Below are 24,640 nucleotides of genomic sequence, written 5' to 3'. Positions count from 1 at the left end.
ACGGCTGGCTTCATGCCGCACCCAAAAACCGGACAGATTACGTGCTACAGACCCGGACAATTCATTTGCTCGCGACAGTCCGCGCGGCAGCGGCTTGTCAAGCAACCGTCGATCGGGTACGCTCAAGTGTTTGCTCGGCTCGATTTTCGAGCGTTTTGTGCAGGTTTTCCGCGTGACGTACCCGGTTTGCGCGGCCTGATCCGCCTTTTCCGGGCAAATCGCCACGCCCGCGTGCTGCACCCCAGCCGTTCTCTCCGTCGTCCGTCCACAGCCACAAGCCGCGTGACCGAACGGCACCACGGTCTGTCCAGTACGCCCGTGCGGCCTCTCTTCAGTTCTGAACGACAATGGCACTCATCGTACATAAATACGGCGGCACTTCGATGGGCTCGGTCGAGCGCATCAAGAACGTCGCGAAACGCGTCGCAAAATGGCATCAGGCCGGGCACCAGATGGTGGTCGTGCCGTCCGCGATGTCCGGCGAAACGAACCGTCTGCTTGGGCTCGCAAAAGAGATCTCGAGCCAGCCGAGCCCGCGCGAGCTCGACGTGATTGCGTCGACGGGCGAACAGGTCAGCGTCGGCCTGCTGTCGATCGCGCTGCAGGAAATTGGCGTCGAGGCCGTGAGCTACGCCGGCTGGCAGGTGCCGATCAAGACTGACAGCGCGTACACGAAGGCGCGCATCCATTCGATCGAAGACGAGCGCGTGCGCCGCGATCTCGATGCAGGCAAGGTCGTCATCATCACGGGTTTCCAGGGCGTCGATCCGGACGGCCACATCACGACGCTCGGTCGCGGCGGCTCGGACACGTCGGCAGTCGCGGTCGCGGCCGCGCTCGAAGCCGACGAATGCCTGATCTATACGGACGTCGACGGCGTGTATACGACCGACCCGCGCGTCGTCGAAGAGGCGCGTCGGCTCGATAGCGTGACGTTCGAGGAAATGCTGGAAATGGCGAGTCTCGGCTCGAAGGTGCTGCAGATCCGCTCGGTCGAGTTCGCGGGCAAGTACCGCGTGAAGACGCGCGTGCTGTCGAGCCTCACCGATCCGCTGGTTCCGCTCGACGACGAGATGCGCTCGGGCACCCTGATTACTTTTGAAGAAGACGAGACCATGGAAAAAGCAGTCATTTCCGGTATTGCGTTCCAGCGCGACGAAGCGCGCATTGCGGTGATGGGCGTGCCCGACAAGCCGGGCATCGCATACCAGATCCTCGGCCCGGTGGCGGATGCGAACATCGACGTCGACATGATCATCCAGAACCAGAGCGTGGAAGGGAAGACCGACTTCACGTTCACGGTCGGCCGCGGCGACTACCAGAAGGCGATGGACATCCTGACGAACCAGGTGAAGGTTCACGTGAACGCCGAGCAGGTGCTGGGCGACCCGAAGGTGTCGAAGGTGTCGGTGGTCGGCGTCGGGATGCGTTCGCACGTCGGCGTTGCGAGTACGATGTTCCGCACGCTGTCGGAAGAGGGCATCAACATCCAGATGATCTCGACGTCCGAAATCAAGATTTCGGTGCTGATCGACGAGAAGTATATGGAGTTGGCAGTCCGTGCGCTGCACAAGGCATTCGAACTCGACCAGGCGTGATGGAATTTTCGTGACGCACGGAAAGAAAATGCGTCGCGGAAATTGACCTTGGCCCCGTAACCCTATAGAATCTCGGTTTCGTCGCGCTGCCTCCCTGGCGCGAGCGAAGGTTTGGGAGACGTGGCCGAGAGGTCGAAGGCACTCCCCTGCTAAGGGAGCATCTGGGCCAAAACCTGGATCGAGGGTTCGAATCCCTCCGTCTCCGCCAGACATGGCGGAACAAGCCCCGCAAGTTCTTGGACTTGCGGGGTTTTTCTTTTTCGGCATCTCGGAAATGCGTGACGGCGTGTCGTCGTAGTCGGGACAGCATGGGTTCGCATTGCCGATCGATTGATTGGCGATGGGGCGGCGAATGTCGGCGCATCGTCTGCGTCGTGCCGGTGCTTCCCTCGCTCGCGGCTTCGCATGCGGCGCCGATGCTCGCATCCGCCGGCTGATGCGGCGGATGCGATGAGCGCGCGCCGCACGGCCCACATTTCGACTTCATCCTTGATCGATTGCGCGCTTCACGGGGTAGCCGCTCGCATGGGCGGACAGGGCCGGTCGCCGCACGCTGCCCGTGAAGACGCCGGGCAGCCGGTATCGTCACGGATGCCGGTTCGCTGCCCGGCGCATGCCTGTCCAGCGCCGGCGTTGCGCGGATCGAGGCGGGCGGCGTGCAGGAGTTGATCGGCCGTCGAATGGCTTCCCGAGTGGCGTGGTGAGTCGTTCCGGTTTCATGCGCTGTATCCGTCGCGCTGTTGGCCTGCGGTGAACGTCCGCGCGTTCGTTGATTTCGTCGCCGAGATTCTCGAAACCGATCGCGCATAGGCGCGGACGCACCGTGACGCTTGATCGCCTTGTCGCTTATTCGGTAATATACGTTTCGTATATTAATCGTATAAATTTATGCCATGGGAATAGTCAAGATATCCGATCGGATGCATGAATCGCTGCGCCAGGCGAGCGCTGCGTTGAGCCGATCGATCAATGCTCAGGCGGAGCATTGGCTGCGGATCGGGATGCTCGCGGAATTGCATCCGACGCTGAGCTATGCGGAGATTTGCCGTTTGCTGATCCAGGCGGAAATCCAGGGCGACGAAACGACGCCGGCCGCTGACGTCGCTGCGAGGACTGCATGATGATGCGTTCCCGACAAGTGCCGATTCGCTCGAAAGCCGAGATCGCAATGGCGCGCCGCGCCGGCATGCTGGCGGCCGAGGTGCTGAGCATGATCGCGCCGCACGTGAAGCCCGGCATAACGACGAACGATTTGGACCGGCTGTGTCGCGACTACATCGTCGACGTCCAGCATGCGCGGCCCGCGAACATCGGCTATCACGGGTATCCGAAGACGATCTGCGCGTCCGTGAACCACGTGGTCTGCCACGGCATTCCCTCCGATCAGGCGTTGAACGACGGCGATATCGTCAACATCGACGTCGCGCTCGACATGGACGGCTGGTATGGCGACACCAGCCGCATGTACTTCGTGGGCGAGCCGGCGGCGCCGTCACGCCGTCTCGTCGATGCGACCTACGAAGCGATGATGGCCGGGATCGCGGCGGTGCGCCCGGGCGCGACGCTCGGCGACGTCGGCCACGCGATCCAGAGCGTCGCGCATCGCGAGGGTTTCAGTGTCGTCCGCGAGTATTGCGGCCACGGCATCGGCCGCATTTACCACGATGAACCGCAAGTGCTCCATTACGGACGGCCGGGCTCCGGGCTCCGTCTCGCGCCCGGCATGATCTTCACCGTCGAGCCGATGCTCAATGCGGGACGCGCCGAGACGCGGCAGCTTCCCGACGGCTGGACGGTCGTGACGCAGGACCGTTCGTGGTCCGCGCAGTGGGAGCATATGGTGGTGGTCACCGATGACGGCTTCGACATTCTGACGCCGTGGCCCGACGGCGATCCGGCGAACTCGTCGATCGCATCCGACATGTTGCGTACGGCCGAGCGCAACTGATCCGACGCGCCGTTCAGGCGTGCGCGGCCGCGCGCGGCGGCCGGCGAGCGCCGTGCGGGCGATGCGTTTCCGGTCCGCGCGGCTACGCAATCGATGCAGCGGCGGATTCGGTCGAACGCGGCATCGGCATGCGCGGCCGCGCTCGTCCTCGCTTGCGGCGTCCGTCACACTCGCGCCGGCACGACGAGCAGGCTCGCGAATCGAAACGCGTTGTCGCCGAGATCCGCGTTGCGCGCGATCCGCACGTAGTTCACACCGGGCGCGATCGGAAAGAGGTCGCTCGCATCGTAGTGGACGAACGCGCGACCGTCTTCGCCGAGCAGTGCAGGCCCGCCGTCGCGCGCGGCGAGCGTCGCCGAGCCGAGCACACGCTGCTTGTCCGGCGCGAGCAGCGTCAGGTTGACGAATGTGTCCGATGCCGTCTTCACGTCCGCGAGCAGCGGCACGAGCCGGCACGCGATCGGCGCCGCGGTTCGATTCGTCACGACGAACGTCAGGCACTTGCCGACCAGGATCGACTTGCCGATCATCACGTCCGGATAGCTCGTCGGCGCGCCGAACGTCGACGAATCCGCCGCGCTGAAGCCGCAGGTCAGATCGAGTTCGAGGCCGGTGTCGGCGCTGCGCAGTTCCGCGAGTTGCGCGGCCGACGTGTAGTGGCGCAGCGCCATGCCGCCGTACGGAAAACCATAGCCCGAGTCTTCGCGGCAGGTCTTGCCCGAATGCGTGCCCGGCTTCGTCAGGAATGCCGACACGAAATAGCCCGGCTCGAGCTTCGCCGCATTGCCGGGCGAATACGATTGCGTCGCGCCCGAGTCGTCGATCAGATCGAGCGCGTTGCCGTCCGCGTCGGTCGCAGCCGAGTAGCGCGCGCCCGTGCCGTCCTGCACTTGCAGCGCGCCGAGCAGCTGGACTGTGAGAAAGAGGTTGCGCGTATCGCGCGTCGCCGCCTTCCAGATAGCGCCGCGTCCGTCCGTCAATTCCCCTTTCGATTGATTCGCGGCGAACGCGCGTTGAATCGTGCGCAAGCCGCCCGACACGCCGTCGAAATTGCCCGTGCAGCCTTGTGCATCGATGTGCGTCGCGCGGCCGGCGCCGTCGACGAACGTCTGGTTCATCCGGACGACGAGCGGATCGCCGCCGTAGCCGCAATGGCACAGCGCGAGCAAGTCGGTCACGTACGACGTACGGGATGCGAGCGTCGCATCGGCCGTGTCGCGCACGACGTCGTTCGTGTAGATTTCCATCGAGTTTCGGAAGTCGATCTTCGTCTCGTTGAGCGTCGCGAAATAGGTCTTCGCCGACGCGAGAAACTTCGCATAACCGAGCGTATGGAAGTTTCGGACGTAATCGTTCTTCTGCGCCGGATCGGCGAGCTTGCCCAGATGATTCACGAGCACCGCCTGCATGTCGTTCTGATACACATGGATCTTCTCGTGCATCTCGCGCAGCAGCGCGGCGATCGTATCGGGTGCGAGTGCGAGTTCGCGACGCATCGACAGATACGCGCTGTACATCGACAGCTGCGCGCTCGCCGCGAGCGCATGCATCGTCAGGCCCTGGTATTCGGAACCCTTGATGAGGAACAGCGGGATCTGCGCGGTGCAGATGCTCACGAACGCTTCGAATTTCGCGGTGATGTTCTCGATCATCGACGCGGAATAGGGCGGCGTCGCGCTTCGCGTGAAGTCGATGAAGTCCTGCAGCACGCGATTGATGCCCGTCAGCACCTGCCGCATGATCTCGACGTTGTTTTTCGAGATCGCTTCCGTCGCGATGCGTCGGATCACGGCTTCTTCATCGGGCCCGCGCTCGAACAGCGCGTTCAATCGGTTGAACAGCAGGTTCAGCACTTCGCCGACGAACGGCCCGACGGCCGGAATGAACGACGCGAGCGCCTTGACCGCGACTTCGCCGAACGCGATGAGCCCCGGCAGCGTATTCGCCGACAGCGCCGCATCGACGACATCGGCGATCGCGACCGCAGCCGGCTGATATTGCTCGATTTGCGTCTTGATGTCGCCGAGCTTCATCTTGAAGCCGGGAATCAGCAGGTCGTTTTCGTCGAACGCGTGGAGCGGCGCCGCGTTGCTCTCTGCAAGATCCGATGCGGTGGCGCGCGGTTCCGCCGCTTGCGTGCCGATGTCGTCGCCGCATGCGGCGAGAAGCGGCAGCACCGCGCTGCATGCGCTGTACATCAGGAAGGCTCGTCGGTCGATTCGACGTGTCATCGCGTCTCCGTGGAAAAATGGCGATGCAGTGCGCGGCCGGCGCGATCGTGCGGATCGGCGGCTGCGAACATGCGGGCACCCGGCGTGCCGGGCAACGGGAGCGGATGTGGGGAGGAGGCGGTTCGGGCGCCGCCTGTGCGTCGAGCGAGGACGTCTCACGCGTCCTGTCGGATGGCCGAGCGTAGCATTTGCGTTCTCGGCTCGTCAATTTTCGGCGCGCTGTCGAACGACGTCGCCGAGTTCGTTAGTCAAGCTGACGATTGCTCGTCGAAGGGAGCGCAGACGCCGGTGCTTGCGTGATTCGCCGCGTACGGATGCATGACGGACCGGCGGCGCAACGCGCGCGGCCGATTCGGCGTGCACGGCGGCGCGCGCGTCATTTCTTCGGCGCGTCGCCGTCGAACGCTCGCATCGTGTATGCGAGCACCGAGCGCAGCACTTCGCTGCGGCGTTCGGGCGTCGCCATCGCGCGCGCGACGAGCACCGCGCCGATCGCCGCGCACCCGAGCGTCCACGCCGCTTCTTCATCGTGCAACGCACCCACGAGCGACGCCTGGAAGCGCTTGATCAGATTCTCGAACATCGCGCGGGTCGCGACGTCGGCGCGCGCAATCTCCGGGCCGAGCGCGGGCACCGGGCATCCGAGCTCCGGATGGTCGGCGTGTGCGGTGCTCAGATAGCCGCGCAGCACGGCGACGAGTTCGTCCTTCGAGCGGCCTTCGACCGTCGCGAGCACCTTCGACATCTCGTGCTCGACGATCGCGCGCAGGAATTCCGGCTTCGATCTGAACTGCGAGTAGAACGCGCCCGTCGTCACGCCGGCCGCCGCGGTGAGCGCGTCCATCCCGGTGTTCGCGAAGCCGCTCTTCTTCGCGAGTGCGGCGCCCGCCTCGACGAGGCGCGCGCGGCTCGCCTCCTTGTGTTTCGGTGAATAGCGCATGTCCGTTCCGTTTTCGAGGCTTTGATCGATTGACGTCGATCGAAGTATAGAATAACGTCCGTTACCATAACGATCGTTATTATATGTTTCCCCAACCGTAGCCGGCCCGCCCGGCAGATGGAGCGTTCGATGGCAACCGAGAAAACCGCCTGCATTCTGTGTTCGCGCAATTGCGGCCTCGAGGTCGTGATCGAAGCGGGCAAGTTCGCGAAGATACGCGGCGACGAAGCGCATCCGGTCTCGAAAGGCTATCTGTGCCAGAAGGCGGCGCGCCTCGCTTACTACCAACATCACGACGATCGCCTGACGCATCCGCTCAGGCGCGAGCCCGACGGCAGCTTTGTGCGCGTGACGTGGGACGAGGCGCTCGACGACATCGCGCAGCGCCTGCTCGCGCTGCGCGAGCGGCACGGCGGCGACGCGTTCGCGTTCGTGGGCGGCGGCGGGCAGGGCAATCACGTCGGCGGCGCGTACGGGCGGCAACTGCTCGCGGCGATGCGAAGCCGCTACGCGTATAACGCGCTCGGGCAGGAGAAGACCGGCGATTTCTGGCTCAACGGCCGGCTGTTCGGCCGTCAGGACTGCCACACGACCGAGGACATTGAGCATGCGGACTACGTGCTCATCGTCGGCGCGAATCCGTATCAGGCGCACGGCATTCCGAACGCGCGCGACACCCTGCGCGACATCAAGAAGGATCCGAACCGGACGATGGTCGTCGTCGATCCGCGCCGCTCGGAGACGGCGAAGTTCGCCGATATCCATCTGCAGGTGCGGCCGGGGGCCGATGCGTATCTGATGAGCGCGATGCTCGCGATCATCGTGCGCGAAGGGTTGCACGACCGCGCGTTCATCGATCGGCATTGCCGCGGCTTCGAGCACGTCGAGCGCGCCCTTCTCGATGTGCCGATCGAAGACTACGCGCGCCGCGCGGACGTGCCGCTCGCGGACGTCGAGCGCGTCGCGCGCGGTTTCGCGACGGCGCGTGCGGCCTGCGTGCGCGTCGATCTCGGCATCCAGCACACGCTGCATACGACGCTCAACGGCTATCTCGAGAAGCTGCTGTATCTCGTCACCGGCCATTTCGGCAAGCGCGGCGGCAACAATCTGCATACGTTCCTGCTGCCCATCATCGGCCATACCGACGAGCGCGTGCGCAAGCAAGGCAAGCCGCTCAAGCGGACCGCGCATCACGGAATGCATCCGATCGGGGGCATCTTCCCGCCGAACATCCTGCCCGACGAGATCGAGCATGCGGGCGAGAACCGCGTGCGCGCGGTGTTCGTCGACAGTGCGAATCCGCTCGTCACCTACGCGGACTCGAATGCGTATGAGCGCGCGTTTTCGAAGCTCGAGTTGCTTGTCGTCGTCGACGTCGCGTTGACCGAGACCGCGCGTCATGCGCACTACGTGTTGCCCGCCGCGTCGCAGTTCGAGAAATGGGAGGCGACGGGTTTCAATCTCGAATTCCCGGCGAACGCGTTCCATCTGCGCCATCCGCTCTTCGCGCCGCTCGGCGAAGCGCTGCCCGAGCCGGAGATCTACACGCGGCTCCTTGAGAAGATGGGCGAGATTCCGCGCCGCTTTCCGCTTCTCGAGCGCGTCGCGCGGCTCGAGCCGAAGGCGTCCGGGCATCTCGTCTACCTGGGCGCGCTCGGCGTCGCGCTCGCGGCGAACAAGGGCTGGCGGCGCCATGCGGCGTCGGTCGTCTATCGGACGCTCGGCCGCGCGCTGCCGGACGGCGCGGCGAGCGTCGCGCCGATTCTGCCGCTCGCGATCGCATACGCACAGCAGCATCGCGCGGCCGTGCGCCGCGCCGGACACCGCGGCAACCGGTTGACGCTCGGCGCCGCGCTGTTTCGGGCGATCGTCGAGCGGCGCTCGGGCACGCTGATGAGCGTGCACGAATTCGACGAGATGTGGCGCTTCATTCGCCACGAAGACGGCCGCGTCCATCTGCACATTCCGGAGATGCTCGACGAGCTGCGCGCGCTCGAGACCGAGCCGCCGCCCGGCGCCGGCTATCCGTTCGTGCTGATGGCGGGGGAGCGGCGCGCGTACAACGCGAATCAGATCTATCGCGATCCGTCGTGGCGCAAGGTCGATCCGCACGGCGCGCTGCGGATCCATCCGGACGATGCGGCGGCGCTCGGCGTCGCGGACGGCGGGAAGCTCGCGTGCGCGTCGGAGAAGGGAAGCATCGAGGTCGTCGCCGAGCTAGACGACAGCGTGCGGCGCGGGATGGTCACGCTGCCGCACGGCTACGGAATGCGCTACAAGGATGGCGCGCCGAGCGGTCCCGAGCTGAATCGCCTGACGTCGGGCGCGCATTGCGATCCGTTGTCGCGCACGCCCTATCACAAGCACGTGCCGGTGCATTTGCGGAAGGTCGAGGAAGTCGTATCGCAGGAGGTCGCCGCATGACGTTCGTCGTTCTGGAAGCGTGCATCCGGTGCAAGCACACCGACTGCGTCGAGATTTGTCCGGTCGACTGTTTTTACGAGGGGCCCAATTTCCTCGTGATCAATCCGGACGAATGTATCGATTGCGCGCTTTGCGAATCGGCATGCCCGGTCGACGCCATTCGCGCCGACAGCGAAGTGCCGGCGAATCAGCAGGCGTTCATCGCCCTGAATGCCGAGCTGGCCGCGCATCCCAATTGGACGAGGATCACCAGCAAGCGAGCCCCATTGGCCGATCACGAGCAATGGAAGGGCGTGCCGGGCAAGTTGGCATGGTTGGTCCGCAATGAGGATTGAGCGGCTGGGTGTTCGATGCGGTCGACGCATCGGGCGGCGACTGCCGTCGCCTCCGATCGGGACGTTCATCGAAGGTCCGGAAGGATGGCGCTTGCTTACCGGGCGACGCCGGGCGAGCGGATTCGGAATTCGGAATAGCTTCTTTGCGGCAGTGTTGTCCCGTAATGGATACGGCGGTCTGCCGGCGGATGCTCTCGTTCGACTCGACCTTGCGCCGACATACGGCGACTGTTCACATCCGCTCAATCGATGGGCGCTTGCTGCGTTTATCGGCTTCCCGGTTCGAGCGACATTCGTAGGCAATGAGCCTGATTCTTCAACCCACGTGACGTGACTATGGCGCAAAAGGAAGCATCGATGCGGTTCTGGGGCGGTTTGGGAAACATGCTGTCACTCGGCTTCATCCTGAGCATCGTGGTGGCGATGGGGTTGTCGGGATGGATCGCGCTGCAGGAAGGCACTCATCGCTTCATGTTGCCGTTCACGACGGAAAATGCGGTCCAGCGGATCACGGATGCCGTGAGCGTCGCACGGGCCGAGCCCACGCTCGAGAGGCTCTCCGGCGTCAGCGACGAATTGTGGGCGTTGTCCCTGTTCTCGACGGCCAAGCGATTCACCGATTCGAAGCTGATGGAGCAAGGCATCTATTACGCCACGATGCCTAAGTCCAATCAGGTCGCCATCGCGGTGCACGTCCTGTTCAGCGTGTTTTGCGTGATGTTCGGCGGACTGCAATTCTGGCCTGCGTTCCGAAAGCGTTTCATGAAGGTGCATCGAGGCATCGGTGCGATTTACATCGCAACCGTGCCTGTCGCCGTGGTGGCGGCACTATGCTACATGGCGTTGACGCCGCCGCATCACATCTACGATCACCTGGTTGCCTGGGTCGCCCTATGGATATTCGGGGTGCTTGCTTTGGTTTCCATCACGATGGCGATACGGGCCCTCAAGGCGCGCCGTATCTTCGAGCATCAGGCCTGGATGGCGCTGTCGTTCGGCTGTCTGCTGGTCGCGCCGTTGTTGCGCCTCGATTGGGCATTGTTGGTGCCGTTCTTTCCCGACATCGATCAGGAAACCCTGAACCTGGTCACCATGGGGCTCATGTTGCCCGAAGTGCTGTTGATCGTGTACGGGCTGGTATTGGTGAATCGGCAATACGCGAGACCCATGAAGCAGCGCGCCGCTGCGGCCATGGCCGATCTCGGGGCGGCATTGTATCTGCGGTCGATGCCGTTGATTTACGGTATCGCGGCGGCCTTGCTCGCTTTCAACGTGATGTTCTACGTCGTGGGCCACGGCATGTCGAGCATCGAGGTGGCCTCGGCGCTGGTGCCTGCCGCGTTGATCATGCGTGAACAGTCGGTGCTCATGGCTCACCCGATGATCGCGGCCGGATTTGCCGTTGCCTGCGGACTGGCGTTTCCCGCGGCTGCGCTTACGCTGAAACAGTGCTTGAGTCGAGCCGACGAAGCTGCCGGGGCGTCTCGGGGCGCTACGAGCCTGTTGACGCCCTGGCTGGCGTTGGCGGCGGGGATCTCGTCTTGTTTCCTGGGCTGGCGCATGGGCCTGGCTCCTCACAACGTATGGCTGTCGGGCGGAACGATGTACACGGTAAACGGCCTGGTCATTGCCGGTTTCGGCGCCTTGCTGTTGATGGCGCGAAGCAATCGCAAGCAGGCGTTGATGAAGGAGAGCTTGGTTTTCCTGCTTTGCCTGCTGCCTTTCCCGGCGCTCTTTTTCCTTACGCTGCAGATCGTGAGCTGGCTTCACTTGCCGGCGGATTACATCGCGGCCGGCCAGGGTTTCGTGCTGCCCGCGGGCGCGAGCGGATCGTTGCTGTTTGTCGCCATCATCCACGTGGTGTATGGCCAGGCGACGCGTGAGCACAATTAGGCTGACCCGGTTCGATTTGCCCGGATTGGGGCTGGGCCGTGGCGGTGCGCCGCTTCGCCGCGCATCGTGGTGGCGGGCCCGGTGTGGATAGATGCTGGAGGCGGCTGCGGTTGACGAAGCGATCGCAGTCGCATGCCGCTCCGGCGAGCGCCCATTCGTCGATTCGTCGACGGCGCCGGGCGCGAGATGTGAGTCGGGCCGAATCGTGGGCTTGTCGATTTGTCGGAGCCTGTCATCCAAGCTTGCACAGGAATGTTACCCATGCGCGAACCAGATCTGTTTGTTCAGTCGTCGGGCGTCGAGATCGCCGTTTATACCTGGGGCGATCGGCCAAGCAGCGCGCGCCCGACAGAGGTGCTGGTGCTGGCGCACGGCTTTCCCGACCGCGCTCTGTTCTGGGAGCAAGTGGCCGATGTGCTGAAAGAGGATTTTTACGTCGTGGCGTACGACATGCGAGGCTGCGCCAATTCAACCCATATCACCGGTTCGAGACACTACAAGTTCGAGTTGCTGCTTGCCGATCTCTATGCGGTGATAGACGTGGTCAGTCCCACCCAAAAGGTTCACCTGGTCGGGCACGACTGGGGCGGGATCTACGGCTGGAACGCGATCACCGACGCGGACGGCATACGGCGCATCGCGTCGTTCACCACCATGTCGCCCAGCCTGGAACAGGTCGGCTTCTATTTGCGGCGCCGCATGCTGAGGCCGACTCCGCGCAATCTCGCGCAGTTGTTCGGTCAGTTGCGTCGCAACAGCCTGATGACGTTCTTCACGCTGCCGCTATTGCCCGAGCTGTTGTTTCACAGTGGCCTGGGCACGGTGATGTTTCGCATGTTGATCAACCGTTACGAGCCTCGAATCCGTTTCCGGAAAAACGAAGGCGTAGAAGGCGACGCGATTCGCTACCTCGGAATTTATCGGGCCAATCTGCTACAGCGCACATTGCTGCCGAAGAAGGCGATCACTCCGGTGCCGGTGCATGTGCTGACGGCGATTCACGATCCGTTTTTACCTCCACGCGTATTCGAGCGCAGCCATGAATGGGCGACGCAATACAGTCAATCGCCGGTGGACGCGGCACATTGGGCGCCGCTGAGCCGTCCGTTGGAGATGGCGGAAGCGATTCGCTCTTTTGTGCGCACGAACCTGCAGGCGCAAGAGGGGCTTGGGCAGGTGAGCGCCAAGTGATTCGAGGCGGCTTTCGGGCGGGCGGACGGTTGCGGTGAGCACCTGGCGCGCCTGTCGGCCTGGCCGGCTTTTGCTGCAAAGCCCGCAACGGGTTTCGCACCGCCGCGCGCCGGATTCCGGCTGATCGCGCGACGGCAAGTGTCTTCTTGTATTTTTCGGCAGACCCGACGCATTCGCGTGGCCGCGCGGGCGCCGCTTGAGTGCTCCGGCGCTACCGGCGGCTTGCCGTATTTTCTCCCGACATTCGATGCGACCGTGGCTCTGGTGGCCGCCCGCGGCCGGCGCGGGCCGAACGGCGGCGCGCCCGCCCGAATGTAACGAAAAGTTAGCGATTCGATTGCGATGCGATGCCGCGCATCAGTTCTTACAAACTTGAAATATGCGGCGCAGACGGTTCCCGCTATAGTCGAATCCAACGAATCAACCAGAAGGGGAGTCCATGAAAACCTTGCGTGCTGCCTCGCTCGTGGCCGGTTTCGCCGCGCTGCTCGCATCCGGCGCTGCGCTGGCAGGCGTCAGTGTCGGGATCAACGTCGGCGTGCCTGCGCCCGTCTACGTCGCGCCGGCGCCCGTATATGCGCCGCCGCCGCCCGTCGTGTACCAGCCGGCTCCCGTCTACGCGCCGGCTCCGGTCTATGTGCCCGCGCCGTCGATCGTGATCGGCTGGCACGGCGATCGTTACTGGGATGGCCGCCGCTACTGGGGCCGCGACGAGTGGTATCGCCATCGCGGTCGCGATGGGGACCGCGGCCACTGGGACAACGGCCGCCACAACGGCTGGCGTCACTGATTCCGTTGCCCGTCGGGCCGCGCACCGGCCGGCGCGCCGAGCGACGCGCGACGCGCGACGCATCGCTGCGATGGGCGAACCATGAAAAAACCGCCCGGGGAACGGGCGGTTCGAACGTCTGACGAACTCCGCGCTTTCGCGAGCGTGGGGTTCGGTCATTTGGCGAGCGCGACACCGCGCGTCGAAGCGCCGCGGCTCGAGCCGCCCGCCGCGCGGCGCCGCGCTTACTCTTCGAGGCCGGCCATCCCGCCGACGACCGCATTGAAGCCCGAGTCGACGTGCATCACTTCGGCCGTGACCCCGCTCGCGAGGTCCGACAGCAGGAAAGCGCCCGCGTTGCCGACCTGCTCGATCGTCACGTTGCGCTTGAGCGGCGAGTTGCTTTCGACGAAATCGAGAATCTTGCCGAAGCTCTTGATCCCGCTTGCGGCGAGCGTCTTGATCGGGCCCGCCGAGATCGCGTTCACGCGCACGCCCTTCGCGCCGAGCGACACCGCGAGATAACGGACGCTCGCTTCGAGCGCCGCTTTTGCGAGGCCCATCGTGTTGTAGTTCGGGATCGCCCGTTCCGCGCCGAGATAGGACAGCGTGAGGAGCGACGCGTCGCTCGACAGCATCGGCAGCGCGGCCTTCGCGAGCGCCGGGAAGCTGTATGCAGAGATGTCGTGCGCGATGCGGAAGTTCTCGCGCGTGAGGCCGTCGAGGAAGTCGCCCGCGATCGCCTCGCGCGGCGCGAAGCCGATCGAGTGGACGAGGCCGTCGAGCGTGTCCCAGCGCGCCTTGAGCGACGTGAAGAGGGCATCGATCTGCGCGTCGTCGGCGACGTCGCACGGGAACACGAGATCGCTGTCGAACTCGGCCGCGAACTCGGTGATGCGATCCTTGAAGCGATCGCCGACGTAGGTGAATGCCAGCTCGGCGCCTTCGCGCTTGCACGCCTTGGCGATGCCGTAAGCGATCGAGCGGTTCGACAAGAGGCCCGTCAGCAGAATACGTTTACCGTCGAGAAAGCCCATGAATTCTCCTATGTGAGGCGCGCGCGCCCGCGCGTCGGCGGGCGGCGGCTGGCTGTAATCGGTTGCGAGTGGGTAGAATTCTCTCACATCGCCATCCTCGAACGACTGCCAAGGCCTCTATGACGATCGGTTCGCCCCGGGCCCGCCGGCCGCGACCGCCGCGACGCGCGGCGACACCGGAACAGACCGCGCGGTCCGCCGCGCCGCAATGGGCGGCCGCCGCGCGCGCCGCGCTCGCGCGCCTCGCGCGGGCGGCGGCGGCGGGCGTCGCGCTCGCGCTCGCCGCGACGCAGGCGGCCCACGCCGTCTACGCGATCGCCCAATACGGCGAGCCGAAGTATCCGCCCGGCTTCAGGCATTTCGACTATGTGAACCCGGACGCGCCGAAGGGCGGCACGCTCGTGCTCGCGAATCCGAGCCGGCTCACGACGTTCGACAAGTTCAATCCGTTCACGATGCGCGGCAACGCGGCGCCCGGGCTCGACTTGCTGTTCGAGAGCCTGACGACGGGCAGCGCCGACGAGCCCGCATCGGCCTACGGCCTCCTCGCGGACGACATCGACATCGCGCCGGATGGGATGTCGGTCACGTTCCATCTGAATCCGCGCGCGCGCTTCTCGAATGGCGATCGCGTCACCGCAGCGGACGTCAAGCACGCGTTCGACACGCTGAAGAGCCCGCAGGCGGCGCCGCAATACCCGGCGTACTACGCGGACATCACGCGTGCGGTTATCGTCGATCCGGCGACTGTGCGCTTCGAATTCCGCCGCAAGAACCGCGAGCTGCCGCTGATCGCGGGCGGCATTCCGGTGTTCTCGCACAAATGGGGCTTGCGGCCGGACGGCTCGCGCATTCCGTTCGACCAGCTCGCGTTCGAGCCGCCGATCGGCAGCGGCCCGTACCTGATCGAGCATTACGACAGCGGCCGCACGATCACGTACCGGCGCGATCCCGCGTACTGGGGCGCCGCGCTGCCGGTGCGGATCGGCATGAACAACTTCGAGCGCATCGTCTACAAGCTGTACGGCGACGGCGTCGCGCGGCTCGAGGCGTTCAAGGCGGGCGAGTACGACGTGCTCGTCGAGTACGTCGCGCGCAACTGGGTGCGGCGCGACGTCGGCAAGCGTTTCGACAGCGGCGAGCTTGTCAAGCGCGAGTTCCGCCAGCACAACGGCGCGGGAATGCAGGGCTTCTTCATGAACCTGCGGCGGCCGCTGTTCCAGGATGTTCGCGTGCGACGCGCGCTCGATCTCGCGTTCGACTTCGAATGGCTGAACCGGCAGCTCTTCTACGGCGGCTACACGCGCCTGAACAGCTATTTCGCCGACACCGATCTGCAGGCGACCGGCGTGCCGGGCGCGGGCGAGCTCGCGCTGCTGATCCCGCTGCGCTCGGAGCTCGATCCCGCGGTGTTCGGGCCGATGACGGTGCAGCCGGACACCGATCCGCCCGGGTCGCTGCGCGCGAACCTGCTGAAGGCGCGCGCGCTGCTGGCGGACGCCGGCTGGACCTACCGCGACGGCGCGCTGCGCAACGCGAGGGGCGAGCCGTTCACGTTCGAGATCCTCGACGATTCGGGCTCGGTGTACGACGCGGTCGTGACCGCGTACATCCGTAATCTCGCGAAGCTCGGGATCGTCGCGAAGTACCGGACGGCCGATTACGCGCTGCTGCAAAAGCGCCTCGACGCGTTCGACTACGACATGACGGCGGTTCGCTACCCGGGCGTCCAGATGCCGGGCGCCGAGCAGGTGACGCGCTATGCGAGCCGCTACGCGGACGAGCAGGGCTCGGACAACCTGACGGGCCTCAAGTCGCCCGCGGTCGACGCGATCCTGACGGCGCTTACGCAGGCCCAGACGCGCGAGGCGCTGCTCGACGCGACGCACGCGCTCGACCGCGTGCTGATGCACGGCTACTATGCGGTGCCGCAGTGGTACAGCACGACGCACCGGATCGCGTTCAAGCGCACGCTCGCCTATCCGCCGACGCTGCCGCTGTACTATTCGGCGGAAGGCTGGGTCGTGTCGACGTGGTGGGCGAAGCCCGGCCACGGCGCGGCCGCCGAGCCGTGACGGCCGCCGCGCGCGCCGCTTGCCGATTGACGAAACCGTTCGAACACGCCCGGATGCGCCTATGTGGAGCTACATCCTCAAACGACTGCTGCTGATGATCCCGACGCTCGTCGGCGTGTTGACCATCACCTTCGCCGTGATCCAGTTCGTGCCGGGCGGCCCGGTCGAGCAGGCGGTGCAGGAGCTGCGCAAGGGCGCAGAGCGGGGCAGCACGCCGTTCGGGATGCGCTCGTACACGGGCGTCGACGCGCAGCAGCTTGCGCAGTTGAAGGCGCTGTACGGCTTCGACAAGCCGCCGCTCGAGCGCTATTGGCTGATGCTCGAGCGCTTCGCGCGCTTCGATCTCGGCGACAGCTACTTCCATCACCAGAGCGTGTGGTCGCTCGTCGTGTCGAAGCTGCCCGTGTCGATCAGCATCGGCGTGTGGACTTTCCTGCTCACGTATCTGATCTCGGTGCCGCTCGGCATCGCGAAGGCGGTGAGGAACGGCTCGCCGTTCGATCTCGCGACGAGCCTCGTCGTCCTCGTCGGCTACGCGATTCCGGGCTTCGTGCTCGGCGTGCTGCTGCTCGTGCTGTTCGGCGGCGGCTCGTTCTGGCAGATCTTCCCGCTGCGCGGCCTCACGTCCGACAATTTCGCTCAGCTCTCCGTCGCCGGCAAGATCGCCGATTACCTGTGGCACATCGCGCTGCCGATCATCGCGTCGGTCGTCGGCAGCTTCGCGGTGATCACGATGCTGACGAAGAACGCGTTCCTCGACGAGATCCGCAAGCAGTACGTGCTGACCGCGCGCGCGAAGGGGCTGTCCGAGCGCAGCGTGCTGTGGAAGCACGTGTTCCGCAATGCGCTCCTGCCGCTCGTCGTCGGCTTTCCGGCCGCGTTCATCGGCGCGTTCTTCACGGGCAGCCTGCTGATCGAGACGCTGTTCTCGCTCGACGGGCTCGGCCTGCTGTCGTACGAATCGGTGATCCGGCGCGACTACCCGGTCGTGCTCGGCACGCTGTACATTTTCACGCTGATCGGGCTCGCGACGAAGCTCGTGTCCGATCTGTGCTACGTGTGGGTCGACCCGCGCGTTCAATTCGAGCAACTGGAGCGCTGACTTGAGCCGACTCGCCGTCTCTTCCCGGATCGACGCCACGCGCGCGCGCGTGGCGCCGTCGCCCGCGCGGCGCGTGTGGCTGCGCTTCAAGGAGCAGCGCCTCGGCTACTGGAGTCTCGTGGTCTTCGTGATCGCATTCGCGGCGAGCCTCGCCGCGCCGCTGTGGTCGAACGACAAGCCGATCGTCGTGCGCTACGACGGCCACTATTACTTTCCGCTCTTCAAGAGCTATCCGGAAACGACGTTCGGCGGCGACTTCCCGACGCCTGCCGACTACCTCGATCCGTACGTGCGCGGGAAGCTCGATACGCCCGGCAACTTCGCGCTGTATCCGCCGAACCGCTATTACTACGACACGCTCAATTACTTCTCGAAGCGGCCGAATCCGGCGCCGCCGTCGCGCGAGAACTGGCTCGGCACCGACGCGCAGGGGCGCGACCTGCTTGCGCGGCTCGTCTACGGGTTCCGCGTGTCGGTCGAGTTCGCGCTGGTCCTGACGTTCATCGGCACGCTGCTCGGCATCGGCGCGGGCGCGGTGCAGGGCTTCTTCGGCGGGCGCATCGACATCGTCGGGCAGCGCCTGATCGAGATCTGGAGCTCGATGCCGGAGCTGTATCTGCTGATCATCTTCGCGTCGGTGTTCGAGCCGAGCTTCATCCTGCTGATCGTGCTGCTGTCGCTGTTCGGCTGGATCGGGCTGTCCGACTACGTGCGCGCCGAATTCCTGCGCAACCGCACGCAGGACTACGTGCGCGCGGCGCGCGCGATGGGACTGTCGAACTGGCAGATCATCTGGCGTCACGTGCTGCCGAACAGCCTCACGCCCGTCATCACGTTCCTGCCGTTTCGAATGAGCGGCGCGATCCTCGCGCTCACGAGCCTCGACTTCCTCGGGCTCGGCGTGCCGCCGCCGACGCCGAGCCTCGGCGAACTGCTCGCGCAGGGCAAGGCGAATCTCGATGCATGGTGGATCTCGCTCGCGACGTTCTGGGTGCTCGTCGCGACGCTGCTGCTCCTGACCTTCATGGGCGACGCGCTGCGCAACGCGCTCGACACGCGGATCGCGGATACGACGCGCGCGGCGGGAGGCATCCGGTGAGCGTGGCGCAGACGGTGGACGGCGGCGCGGCGCCGACGCCCCGCGAGCCGCTCCTGTCGCTCGATCGGTTGCACGTGCGCTTCGGCGACACGCTCGCCGTCGACGACGTGTCGCTCGCGATCGGCCGCGGCGAGCGCGTCGCGCTCGTCGGCGAGTCCGGCTCCGGCAAGAGCGTGACCGCGCTGTCGATCCTGCGGCTCTTGCGCGACGCCGACGTGAGCGGAACGATCCGTTTCGCGGGCGAGAACCTCGCCGACAGGAGCGAGCGCCAGATGCGCGGGCTGCGCGGCGCGGACATCGCGATGATCTTCCAGGAGCCGATGACAGCGCTCAATCCGCTGTACACGGTCGGCGAGCAGATCGGCGAGACAATCGAGCTGCACGACGGCGTGTCGAAGCGCGACGCGCGAGAACGGGCGATCGCGCTCCTCGCGCGCACCGGAATCGACAAGCCGGAGGCGCGCGTCGACAGCTACCCGCATCAGTTGTCGGGCGGCCAGCGGCAGCGCGCGATGATCGCGATGGCGCTCGCGTGCCGGCCGCGCCTGTTGCTCGCCGACGAGCCGACGACCGCGCTCGATGTGACGATTCGCGCGCAGATCGTCGAGCTGCTGCTCGAACTGCAGCGCGACGCGGCGGCCGAGCGGGGGATGGCGGTGCTCCTCATCACGCACGATCTCAACCTCGTGCGGCGCTTCGCCGAGCGGGTCGCGGTGATGGAGAAGGGCAAGCTCGTCGAATGCGGGCCGGTCGAACAGATCTTCGATGCGCCCGAGCATCCGTATACGCAGCGCCTGCTGCACAGCCGGCCGCAGCGCACGGTGTCGCCCGTGCTGCCGATCGCGCCCGTCGTGCTCGACGCGCGCGGCGTCACGGTGCAGTTCAGGCAGAAGCTGCCGGGTTTCGACGGGTGGTTCCGGTCCGGGCGCTTCACCGCGGTGTCGGATGCGAGCGTGTCGGTGCGGCAGGGCGAGACGCTCGGGATCGTCGGCGAGTCGGGTTCCGGCAAGTCGACGCTTGCGATGGCGCTTCTTGGACTGCAGAAGGTCGCGCACGGCGACATCGAGTTCGAGGGCCGCTCGCTCGCGAGCTATCGCGGTCGCGAACGGACAGCGCTGCGCGCGAACATGCAGGTGGTATTTCAGGATCCCTTCAGTTCGCTTTCGCCGCGACAGACGATCGAGCGCATCGTGTCCGAGGGGCTCGAACTGCATCGCCCGCAACTATCCGCCGACGCGCGCCGCGACAAGGTGATCGCGGTGCTGCGCGAAGTCGGCCTCGACCGTACGGTGCTGCATCGCTATCCGCACGAATTCTCGGGCGGCCAGCGTCAGCGGATCGCGATCGCGCGCGCGCTTGTGCTGGAGCCGCGCGTGCTCGTGCTCGACGAGCCGACGAGCGCGCTCGACGTGTCGATCCAGCAACAAGTGTTGAAGCTGCTATCGAATCTGCAACGCAAATACAACCTCGGTTACGTGTTCATCAGCCACGATCTGGAAGTGATCGGCGCGATGGCGCATCGGGTTGCGGTGATGCAGGGCGGGGAGATCGTCGAGACGGGCGACGTCGAGCGGATCTTCACCGATCCGGTGCATCCTTACACGCAAAAGCTGTTGAAAGCCGTTCGTTAAGTCTGATGAATCAGAATGGTGCAAGAAGTTTGATTGAAATTATCAATTCCTTTTGACAAACAAATACTTCGTGGCTAGTATCGACCGAAATTTTTCCGCCAATCAGCTGATTTTCCAGCGCAAATCCATCGACCAATGCAGCACCGATATCTGACCCAGGCTTGCACGCGCGTCGTCGCCGGGATGTTCGTCGGCGTCCTGATCGCTTCAGCTCCCGGCGCGTTCGCCGACGAAGTCAGCAGTTCCAGTCAGAATGCCGTCAGTTCGACTCAAGCCGAGTCGGCTTCCTCCTCTCAGAATCTCCAACAGGTCAGCGCAGTTCCGCCCGCGAAGAGCCAAGGTGGTGCAAAGGCATTCCTGTCAGGCATGGCCGGCAAGGCGGGCGACGTCGTCGTCGGCGCGCTGAACATGATCGGTGTGCGTTATCGCTGGGGCGGCAACACGCCGGATTCCGGGCTCGATTGCAGCGGCTTCGTCCGCTATGTGTTCCAGGACACGCTCGGCATGTCGCTGCCGCGTCGCGCGGAAGAAATGAGCCGCGTCGGCGAGAAGGTTCGGATGAGCGAGCTGAAGCCGGGCGACCTCGTGTTCTTCAACACGATGCGCCGCACGTTCTCGCACGTCGGCATCTATATCGGCGACAACAAGTTCGTGCATTCGCCGTCGACGGGCAGCACGATCCGCGTCGACGATCTCGATAGCGGCTACTGGGAAAAGCGCTTCACCGGCGCGCGCCGGATCGAGACGCAGTTCTCGACGAAGCCCGACGATCTGCGCCAGCGCGTGAAGGCGACGATCGGCGACGGCAACGTCAATGCGAGCGCAAGCGGCAGCAACTGAGTCGCGCATCGCTTGCGCCGGCGGATGCCGGCCGCGCCGAAGCCCCGCTGTCCGATGGATGCGGGGCTTTTGTTTGGGTGCGACGTTTTCGGCGCGGCGGAGGGGACGAGGGGCCGGCGCGCTCGTGCTGGCGCGCGTTGCGGCGCGTGCGGGCCTAGGCGGCCGCAGCCGTCGCGCGCGCGGCGGCGAGCTTGTGCTGCAGCTCAGGCATGATCCGCGCGACCGCTTCCTCGCCCGCAAGGATCGCCACGTTGCGCTGATTGAAGTCGCTGCCGCCCATCGCGGCGAGGTTCGGGCGGATCACGACGTCGGCGTACTTGTCGAGCTCGTAGGTCTTGATCGTCTGCCCCATGATCGTGAATGTCTGCAGCAGCATCTCGATCGGATTCTGTGTCGTGCCGCCTTCCGGGCGCGCGGAGATGTCGACCGCGATCACGAAGTCGGCGCCCATCTTGCGCGCGAACGACGCAGGTACGGGGCTCACGAGCCCGCCGTCGACGTACTCGCGATCGCCGATTCGCACCGGCTCGAACACCGACGGCACGCTGCACGATGCACGCACCGCGAGCCCCGTGTTGCCGCGCTGGAACAGAATCGGCTGACCGCTCTTCAGGTCGGTCGCGACGATGCCGAGCGGCTTCGTCATCTTCTCGATCGGCCGATTGTTGAGCGTCTTGTTGATGAAGTTCTGCAATGCGATGCCCTGCAGCAGGCCGCGCGAGCGGAACGGCGTCGCCCAGTCGCTGATCGACGCTTCGTCCATTGCGAGCGCGAGCTTGTTGATCTGCAGCGCGTTCATGCCCGATGCGTACAGCGCGCCGACGACCGAGCCCGCGCTCGTGCCGGCAACGAGCTCGACCGGAATTCCGCGCGCCTCGAGCGCCTTCAGCACGCCGACGTGCGCGAAGCCGCGCGCCGCGCCGCCGCCGAGCGCGATGCCGATCCGGATCGGCTTTTCGCGCGGCTGCGGCGGGTTCGCGGGAGGCGTGACGGCGCCCGACGTCGTCGGCTTGGTGCCGGTCGACGTGCAGGCGGCGAGGACGGCCGATGCGCAGGCGAGCGTGAACGTGCGGCGGGACAGGCGGGGGGACGACATCGACTCGATCTCCAGCGACGAACCGCGCGCGTCCTCGATGGGTGCGCCGCGCGGCGAAATTCCGGCGGCCGCGCCGATGGTCGTGGGCGGGCCGTGCGCGGCGCCGGCATGGCGACCGCGGCGCGCACATCATAAAGCAACTGGCGACGTGCGCGCGAAAGCTCCCGCCGTGTGATTGCGCGATCGTTGGCTGCATGGACAGTGGGCGATTCGGACAGGCGTCCGGGAAGATATCCGTGCCGAGCCCGGGTGCGGCTGCGAGGCCGTCTGAATGAGGGCAGTCGTGTGTGGGCCGCCGTGCGCACGTGCCGCAACGCGGCGCGAATCGCCGAGCGAAGACGCGAAGACGCGAAGACGCGAAGATCGGGGTCGGAAGGCGGAGCGCCGCCGCAGGCCGCCGCGCAAGCCGTGCGCCGCGCGACGAGGAACCGCCGCGCGGCGAGTATAATTCGTGCTCTTTCCGTTCCGGTCGCGTGCGCCCCCGGCTCTACCGTGCGGCGTGCGCCGTTGCCGCGTCGTTTCAATTGATGCGCCGCTTGAGGCGTTCGAGCTATCGTTTATGACCCGTCCTGTACGTACCCGTTTCGCGCCGAGCCCCACGGGCTTCATCCATTTGGGCAACATCCGATCCGCGCTTTATCCGTGGGCCTTCGCTCGCAAGATGAAGGGCACGTTCGTGCTGCGGATCGAGGACACCGACGTCGAGCGCTCGACCGAGGCGTCGGTCGACGCGATCCTCGAAGGAATGGCGTGGCTCGGCCTCGATTACGACGAAGGCCCGTACTACCAGATGCAGCGGATGGACCGCTATCGCGAAGTGCTCGCCCAGATGCAGGAGCGCGGGCTCGTCTATCCGTGCTACATGTCGACGGATGAGCTCGACGCGCTGCGCGAGCGCCAGCGTGCGGCGGGCGAGAAGCCGCGCTACGACGGCACGTGGCGTCCCGAGCCGGGCAAGGTGCTGCCGGAGCCGCCCGCCGGCGTGAAGCCCGTGCTGCGCTTCCGCAATCCGCTGACGGGCTCGGTCGCATGGGACGACGCGGTGAAGGGGCGCGTCGAGATCTCGAACGAGGAACTCGACGATCTCGTCATCGCGCGCCCCGACGGCACGCCGACCTATAACTTCTGCGTCGTCGTCGACGATCTCGACATGAACATCACGCACGTGATCCGCGGCGACGACCACGTGAACAACACGCCGCGTCAGATCAACATCCTGCGCGCGCTCGGCGGCGAAGTGCCGATGTACGCGCACCTGCCGACCGTGCTCAACGAGCAGGGCGAGAAGATGAGCAAGCGCCACGGCGCGATGAGCGTGATGGGCTACCGCGACGCAGGCTACCTGCCGGAAGCGGTGCTCAACTATCTCGCGCGCCTCGGCTGGTCGCACGGCGACGCGGAGATCTTCACGCGCGAGCAGTTCGTCGAATGGTTCGATCTCGAGCATCTCGGCAAGTCGCCCGCGCAGTACGATCACAACAAGCTGAACTGGCTCAACAACCACTACATCAAGGAAGCGGACGGCGCGCGCCTGGCCGAGCTGGCGAAGCCGTTCTTCGCGGCGCTCGGCATCGACGCCGACGCCATCGCCAAGGGCCCGGATCTGCTTGGCGTCATCGGGCTGATGAAGGACCGTGCGTCGACGGTGAAGGAGGTCGCGGAAACCTCGGCGATGTTCTATCGGACGCCCGCGCCCGACGCCGACGCGCTCGCGCAGCACGTCACCGACGCGGTGCGCCCGGCGCTCGCCGAATTCGCGGCCGCGCTAAAGACGGCCGAGTGGACGAAAGAGGCGGTCGCGGCCGCACTGAAGGCGACGCTCGGCGCCCACAAGCTGAAGATGCCGCAGCTCGCGATGCCGGTACGCCTGCTGGTCGCGGGCACGACGCACACGCCGTCGATCGATGCGGTGCTGTGGCTGTTCGGCCGCGACGTCGTCGTGTCGCGCCTCGAGGCGGCGCTCGCGTAAGCGCGTCACCTCGATCGCGAAGCCGCGTCGTTCGAATGGCGCGTCATGCCGAACACGCGGCTTCGCAAAAAATCTGGCTCGAATCGCAAATGGGGTATTTACAAACCTCGAAACCGTCTCTACAATCTCGCTTCTCTGTTGTTCAGCAGTCAACGAGACACGGGGGTATAGCTCAGCTGGGAGAGCGCTTGCATGGCATGCAAGAGGTCAGCGGTTCGATCCCGCTTACCTCCACCAGTTGAACGCAGAGCGAATGAAGTTTGCGGAGCATTGAGTGACAGAAAAAATGCTTCACAAACGGAATGAAAGAAGTTAGAATTTCGTTCTCTGTTGTTGATGAAAATTAACGATGAGAGCAAAGCGGCAAGACAAGTCTGAAGAGATTTTGTCCCCTTCGTCTAGAGGCCTAGGACATCACCCTTTCACGGTGAGTACAGGGGTTCGAATCCCCTAGGGGACGCC

19 protein-coding genes, 3 tRNA genes and 1 pseudogene are annotated in these 24,640 nt (G+C 65.3%); 17 read left to right on the top strand and 6 right to left on the bottom strand.

The window, feature by feature from the left end; all coding sequences use genetic code 11:
* Positions 1–240, bottom strand: a 240-nt coding sequence (locus tag WS69_RS35070; RefSeq protein ID WP_231747206.1) for a hypothetical protein, incomplete at its 3' end; no start/stop codon positions are given.
* Complete coding sequence (locus WS69_RS32070; protein ID WP_082716430.1) at positions 123–365, bottom strand: hypothetical protein; 243 nt, start codon at positions 363–365, stop codon at positions 123–125. The genes WS69_RS32070 and WS69_RS35070, both read right to left, overlap by 118 nt.
* On the opposite strand from WS69_RS32070, the gene WS69_RS23855 reads away from it, so the two are divergent.
* The 4 genes from WS69_RS23855 (at position 348) to map (ending at position 3,546) form a co-directional block, all read left to right on the top strand.
* Positions 348–1,598, top strand: a complete 1,251-nt coding sequence (locus WS69_RS23855; RefSeq protein WP_059473133.1) for an aspartate kinase — start codon at positions 348–350, stop codon at positions 1,596–1,598. The genes WS69_RS32070 and WS69_RS23855 overlap by 18 nt on opposite strands.
* Before the next feature lie 114 nt (positions 1,599–1,712).
* Positions 1,713–1,806, top strand: a tRNA-Ser gene (locus tag WS69_RS23850).
* A gap of 685 nt (positions 1,807–2,491) precedes the next feature.
* On the top strand, positions 2,492–2,719 hold the full coding sequence (locus WS69_RS23845; protein WP_059473132.1) for a ParD-like family protein: 228 nt from the start codon (positions 2,492–2,494) through the stop codon (positions 2,717–2,719).
* Positions 2,719–3,546: a type I methionyl aminopeptidase gene (gene map / locus WS69_RS23840; RefSeq protein ID WP_059473136.1), complete on the top strand. Its 828-nt coding sequence runs from the start codon at positions 2,719–2,721 to the stop codon at positions 3,544–3,546. The genes WS69_RS23845 and map overlap by 1 nt, the downstream gene beginning before the upstream one ends.
* A 164-nt stretch (positions 3,547–3,710) precedes the next feature.
* Here the strand turns inward: map and WS69_RS23835 are convergent, their stop codons facing one another.
* Together WS69_RS23835 and WS69_RS23830 are read right to left on the bottom strand one after the other, a co-directional pair.
* On the bottom strand, positions 3,711–5,777 hold the full coding sequence (locus WS69_RS23835; RefSeq protein ID WP_082716429.1) for an insecticidal delta-endotoxin Cry8Ea1 family protein: 2,067 nt from the start codon (positions 5,775–5,777) through the stop codon (positions 3,711–3,713).
* A 376-nt stretch (positions 5,778–6,153) separates the two neighbouring features.
* Positions 6,154–6,717 (bottom strand): TetR/AcrR family transcriptional regulator, encoded by a 564-nt coding sequence (locus WS69_RS23830; RefSeq protein ID WP_059473130.1) that lies wholly within the window; start codon positions 6,715–6,717, stop codon positions 6,154–6,156.
* 129 nt (positions 6,718–6,846) lie between these two features.
* Between WS69_RS23830 and WS69_RS23825 the strand changes: the two genes are divergently transcribed.
* The 5 genes from WS69_RS23825 (at position 6,847) to WS69_RS23805 (ending at position 13,350) form a co-directional block, all read left to right on the top strand.
* Positions 6,847–9,141, top strand: coding sequence for a molybdopterin-dependent oxidoreductase (locus WS69_RS23825; protein WP_231747205.1), 2,295 nt, complete (start codon positions 6,847–6,849; stop codon positions 9,139–9,141).
* On the top strand, positions 9,138–9,476 hold the full coding sequence (gene fdxA, locus WS69_RS23820; protein ID WP_059473128.1) for a ferredoxin FdxA: 339 nt from the start codon (positions 9,138–9,140) through the stop codon (positions 9,474–9,476). Before WS69_RS23825 ends, fdxA begins: the two co-directional genes overlap by 4 nt.
* Before the next feature lie 336 nt (positions 9,477–9,812).
* Entirely contained in the window at positions 9,813–11,369 is a 1,557-nt protein-coding gene (locus WS69_RS23815; RefSeq protein ID WP_059473127.1) for a DUF2306 domain-containing protein, read from the top strand.
* A gap of 261 nt (positions 11,370–11,630) precedes the next feature.
* A complete protein-coding gene (locus WS69_RS23810) occupies positions 11,631–12,560 on the top strand; it encodes an alpha/beta fold hydrolase (RefSeq protein WP_059473135.1) in 930 nt (309 codons plus the stop codon).
* Between the two features lie 439 nt (positions 12,561–12,999).
* Positions 13,000–13,350 (top strand): hypothetical protein, encoded by a 351-nt coding sequence (locus WS69_RS23805; protein WP_059473126.1) that lies wholly within the window; start codon positions 13,000–13,002, stop codon positions 13,348–13,350.
* Positions 13,351–13,574: 224 nt separating this feature from the next.
* On the opposite strand, the gene fabI is transcribed toward WS69_RS23805, so the two are convergent.
* Complete coding sequence (gene fabI, locus WS69_RS23800) at positions 13,575–14,366, bottom strand: enoyl-ACP reductase FabI (protein ID WP_059473125.1); 792 nt, start codon at positions 14,364–14,366, stop codon at positions 13,575–13,577.
* Positions 14,367–14,485: 119 nt separating this feature from the next.
* Between fabI and WS69_RS23795 the strand changes: the two genes are divergently transcribed.
* The 5 genes from WS69_RS23795 to WS69_RS23775 all read left to right on the top strand — a co-directional run bounded on the left by WS69_RS23795 (position 14,486) and on the right by WS69_RS23775 (position 21,113).
* Positions 14,486–16,441, top strand: a complete 1,956-nt coding sequence (locus tag WS69_RS23795; RefSeq protein WP_059473124.1) for an extracellular solute-binding protein — start codon at positions 14,486–14,488, stop codon at positions 16,439–16,441.
* 61 nt (positions 16,442–16,502) lie between these two features.
* Positions 16,503–17,543: a microcin C ABC transporter permease YejB gene (locus WS69_RS23790; protein ID WP_059473123.1), complete on the top strand. Its 1,041-nt coding sequence runs from the start codon at positions 16,503–16,505 to the stop codon at positions 17,541–17,543.
* A gap of 1 nt (position 17,544) precedes the next feature.
* Positions 17,545–18,642, top strand: a complete 1,098-nt coding sequence (locus tag WS69_RS23785) for an ABC transporter permease (protein WP_059473122.1) — start codon at positions 17,545–17,547, stop codon at positions 18,640–18,642.
* Positions 18,639–20,273, top strand: coding sequence for an ABC transporter ATP-binding protein (locus WS69_RS23780; protein WP_082716428.1), 1,635 nt, complete (start codon positions 18,639–18,641; stop codon positions 20,271–20,273). Before WS69_RS23785 ends, WS69_RS23780 begins: the two co-directional genes overlap by 4 nt.
* Positions 20,274–20,408: 135 nt before the next feature.
* Positions 20,409–21,113 carry a C40 family peptidase gene (locus WS69_RS23775; RefSeq protein WP_059473121.1) on the top strand — a complete coding sequence of 235 codons (705 nt, stop codon included), beginning with the start codon at positions 20,409–20,411 and terminating at the stop codon, positions 21,111–21,113.
* A 154-nt stretch (positions 21,114–21,267) separates the two neighbouring features.
* Here the strand turns inward: WS69_RS23775 and WS69_RS23770 are convergent.
* A pseudogene (locus WS69_RS23770) lies at positions 21,268–22,349 on the bottom strand (patatin-like phospholipase family protein).
* Between the two features lie 419 nt (positions 22,350–22,768).
* On the opposite strand from WS69_RS23770, the gene gltX reads away from it, so the two are divergent.
* The 3 genes from gltX to WS69_RS23755 all read left to right on the top strand — a co-directional run bounded on the left by gltX (position 22,769) and on the right by WS69_RS23755 (position 24,638).
* On the top strand, positions 22,769–24,178 hold the full coding sequence (gltX, locus tag WS69_RS23765) for a glutamate--tRNA ligase (RefSeq protein WP_059473119.1): 1,410 nt from the start codon (positions 22,769–22,771) through the stop codon (positions 24,176–24,178).
* A gap of 161 nt (positions 24,179–24,339) precedes the next feature.
* Positions 24,340–24,415, top strand: a tRNA-Ala gene (locus WS69_RS23760).
* A 150-nt stretch (positions 24,416–24,565) separates the two neighbouring features.
* A tRNA-Glu gene (locus WS69_RS23755) sits at positions 24,566–24,638 on the top strand.
* Positions 24,639–24,640: the final 2 nt, after the last annotated feature.

Origin of the sequence: Burkholderia sp. BDU5 (assembly GCF_001522845.1) — a bacterium.
Lineage (GTDB): Bacteria > Pseudomonadota > Gammaproteobacteria > Burkholderiales > Burkholderiaceae > Burkholderia > Burkholderia mayonis.
The sequence above is the reverse complement of the archived record's forward strand: the minus strand, read 5'-3'. Positions and strand labels throughout refer to the sequence as shown.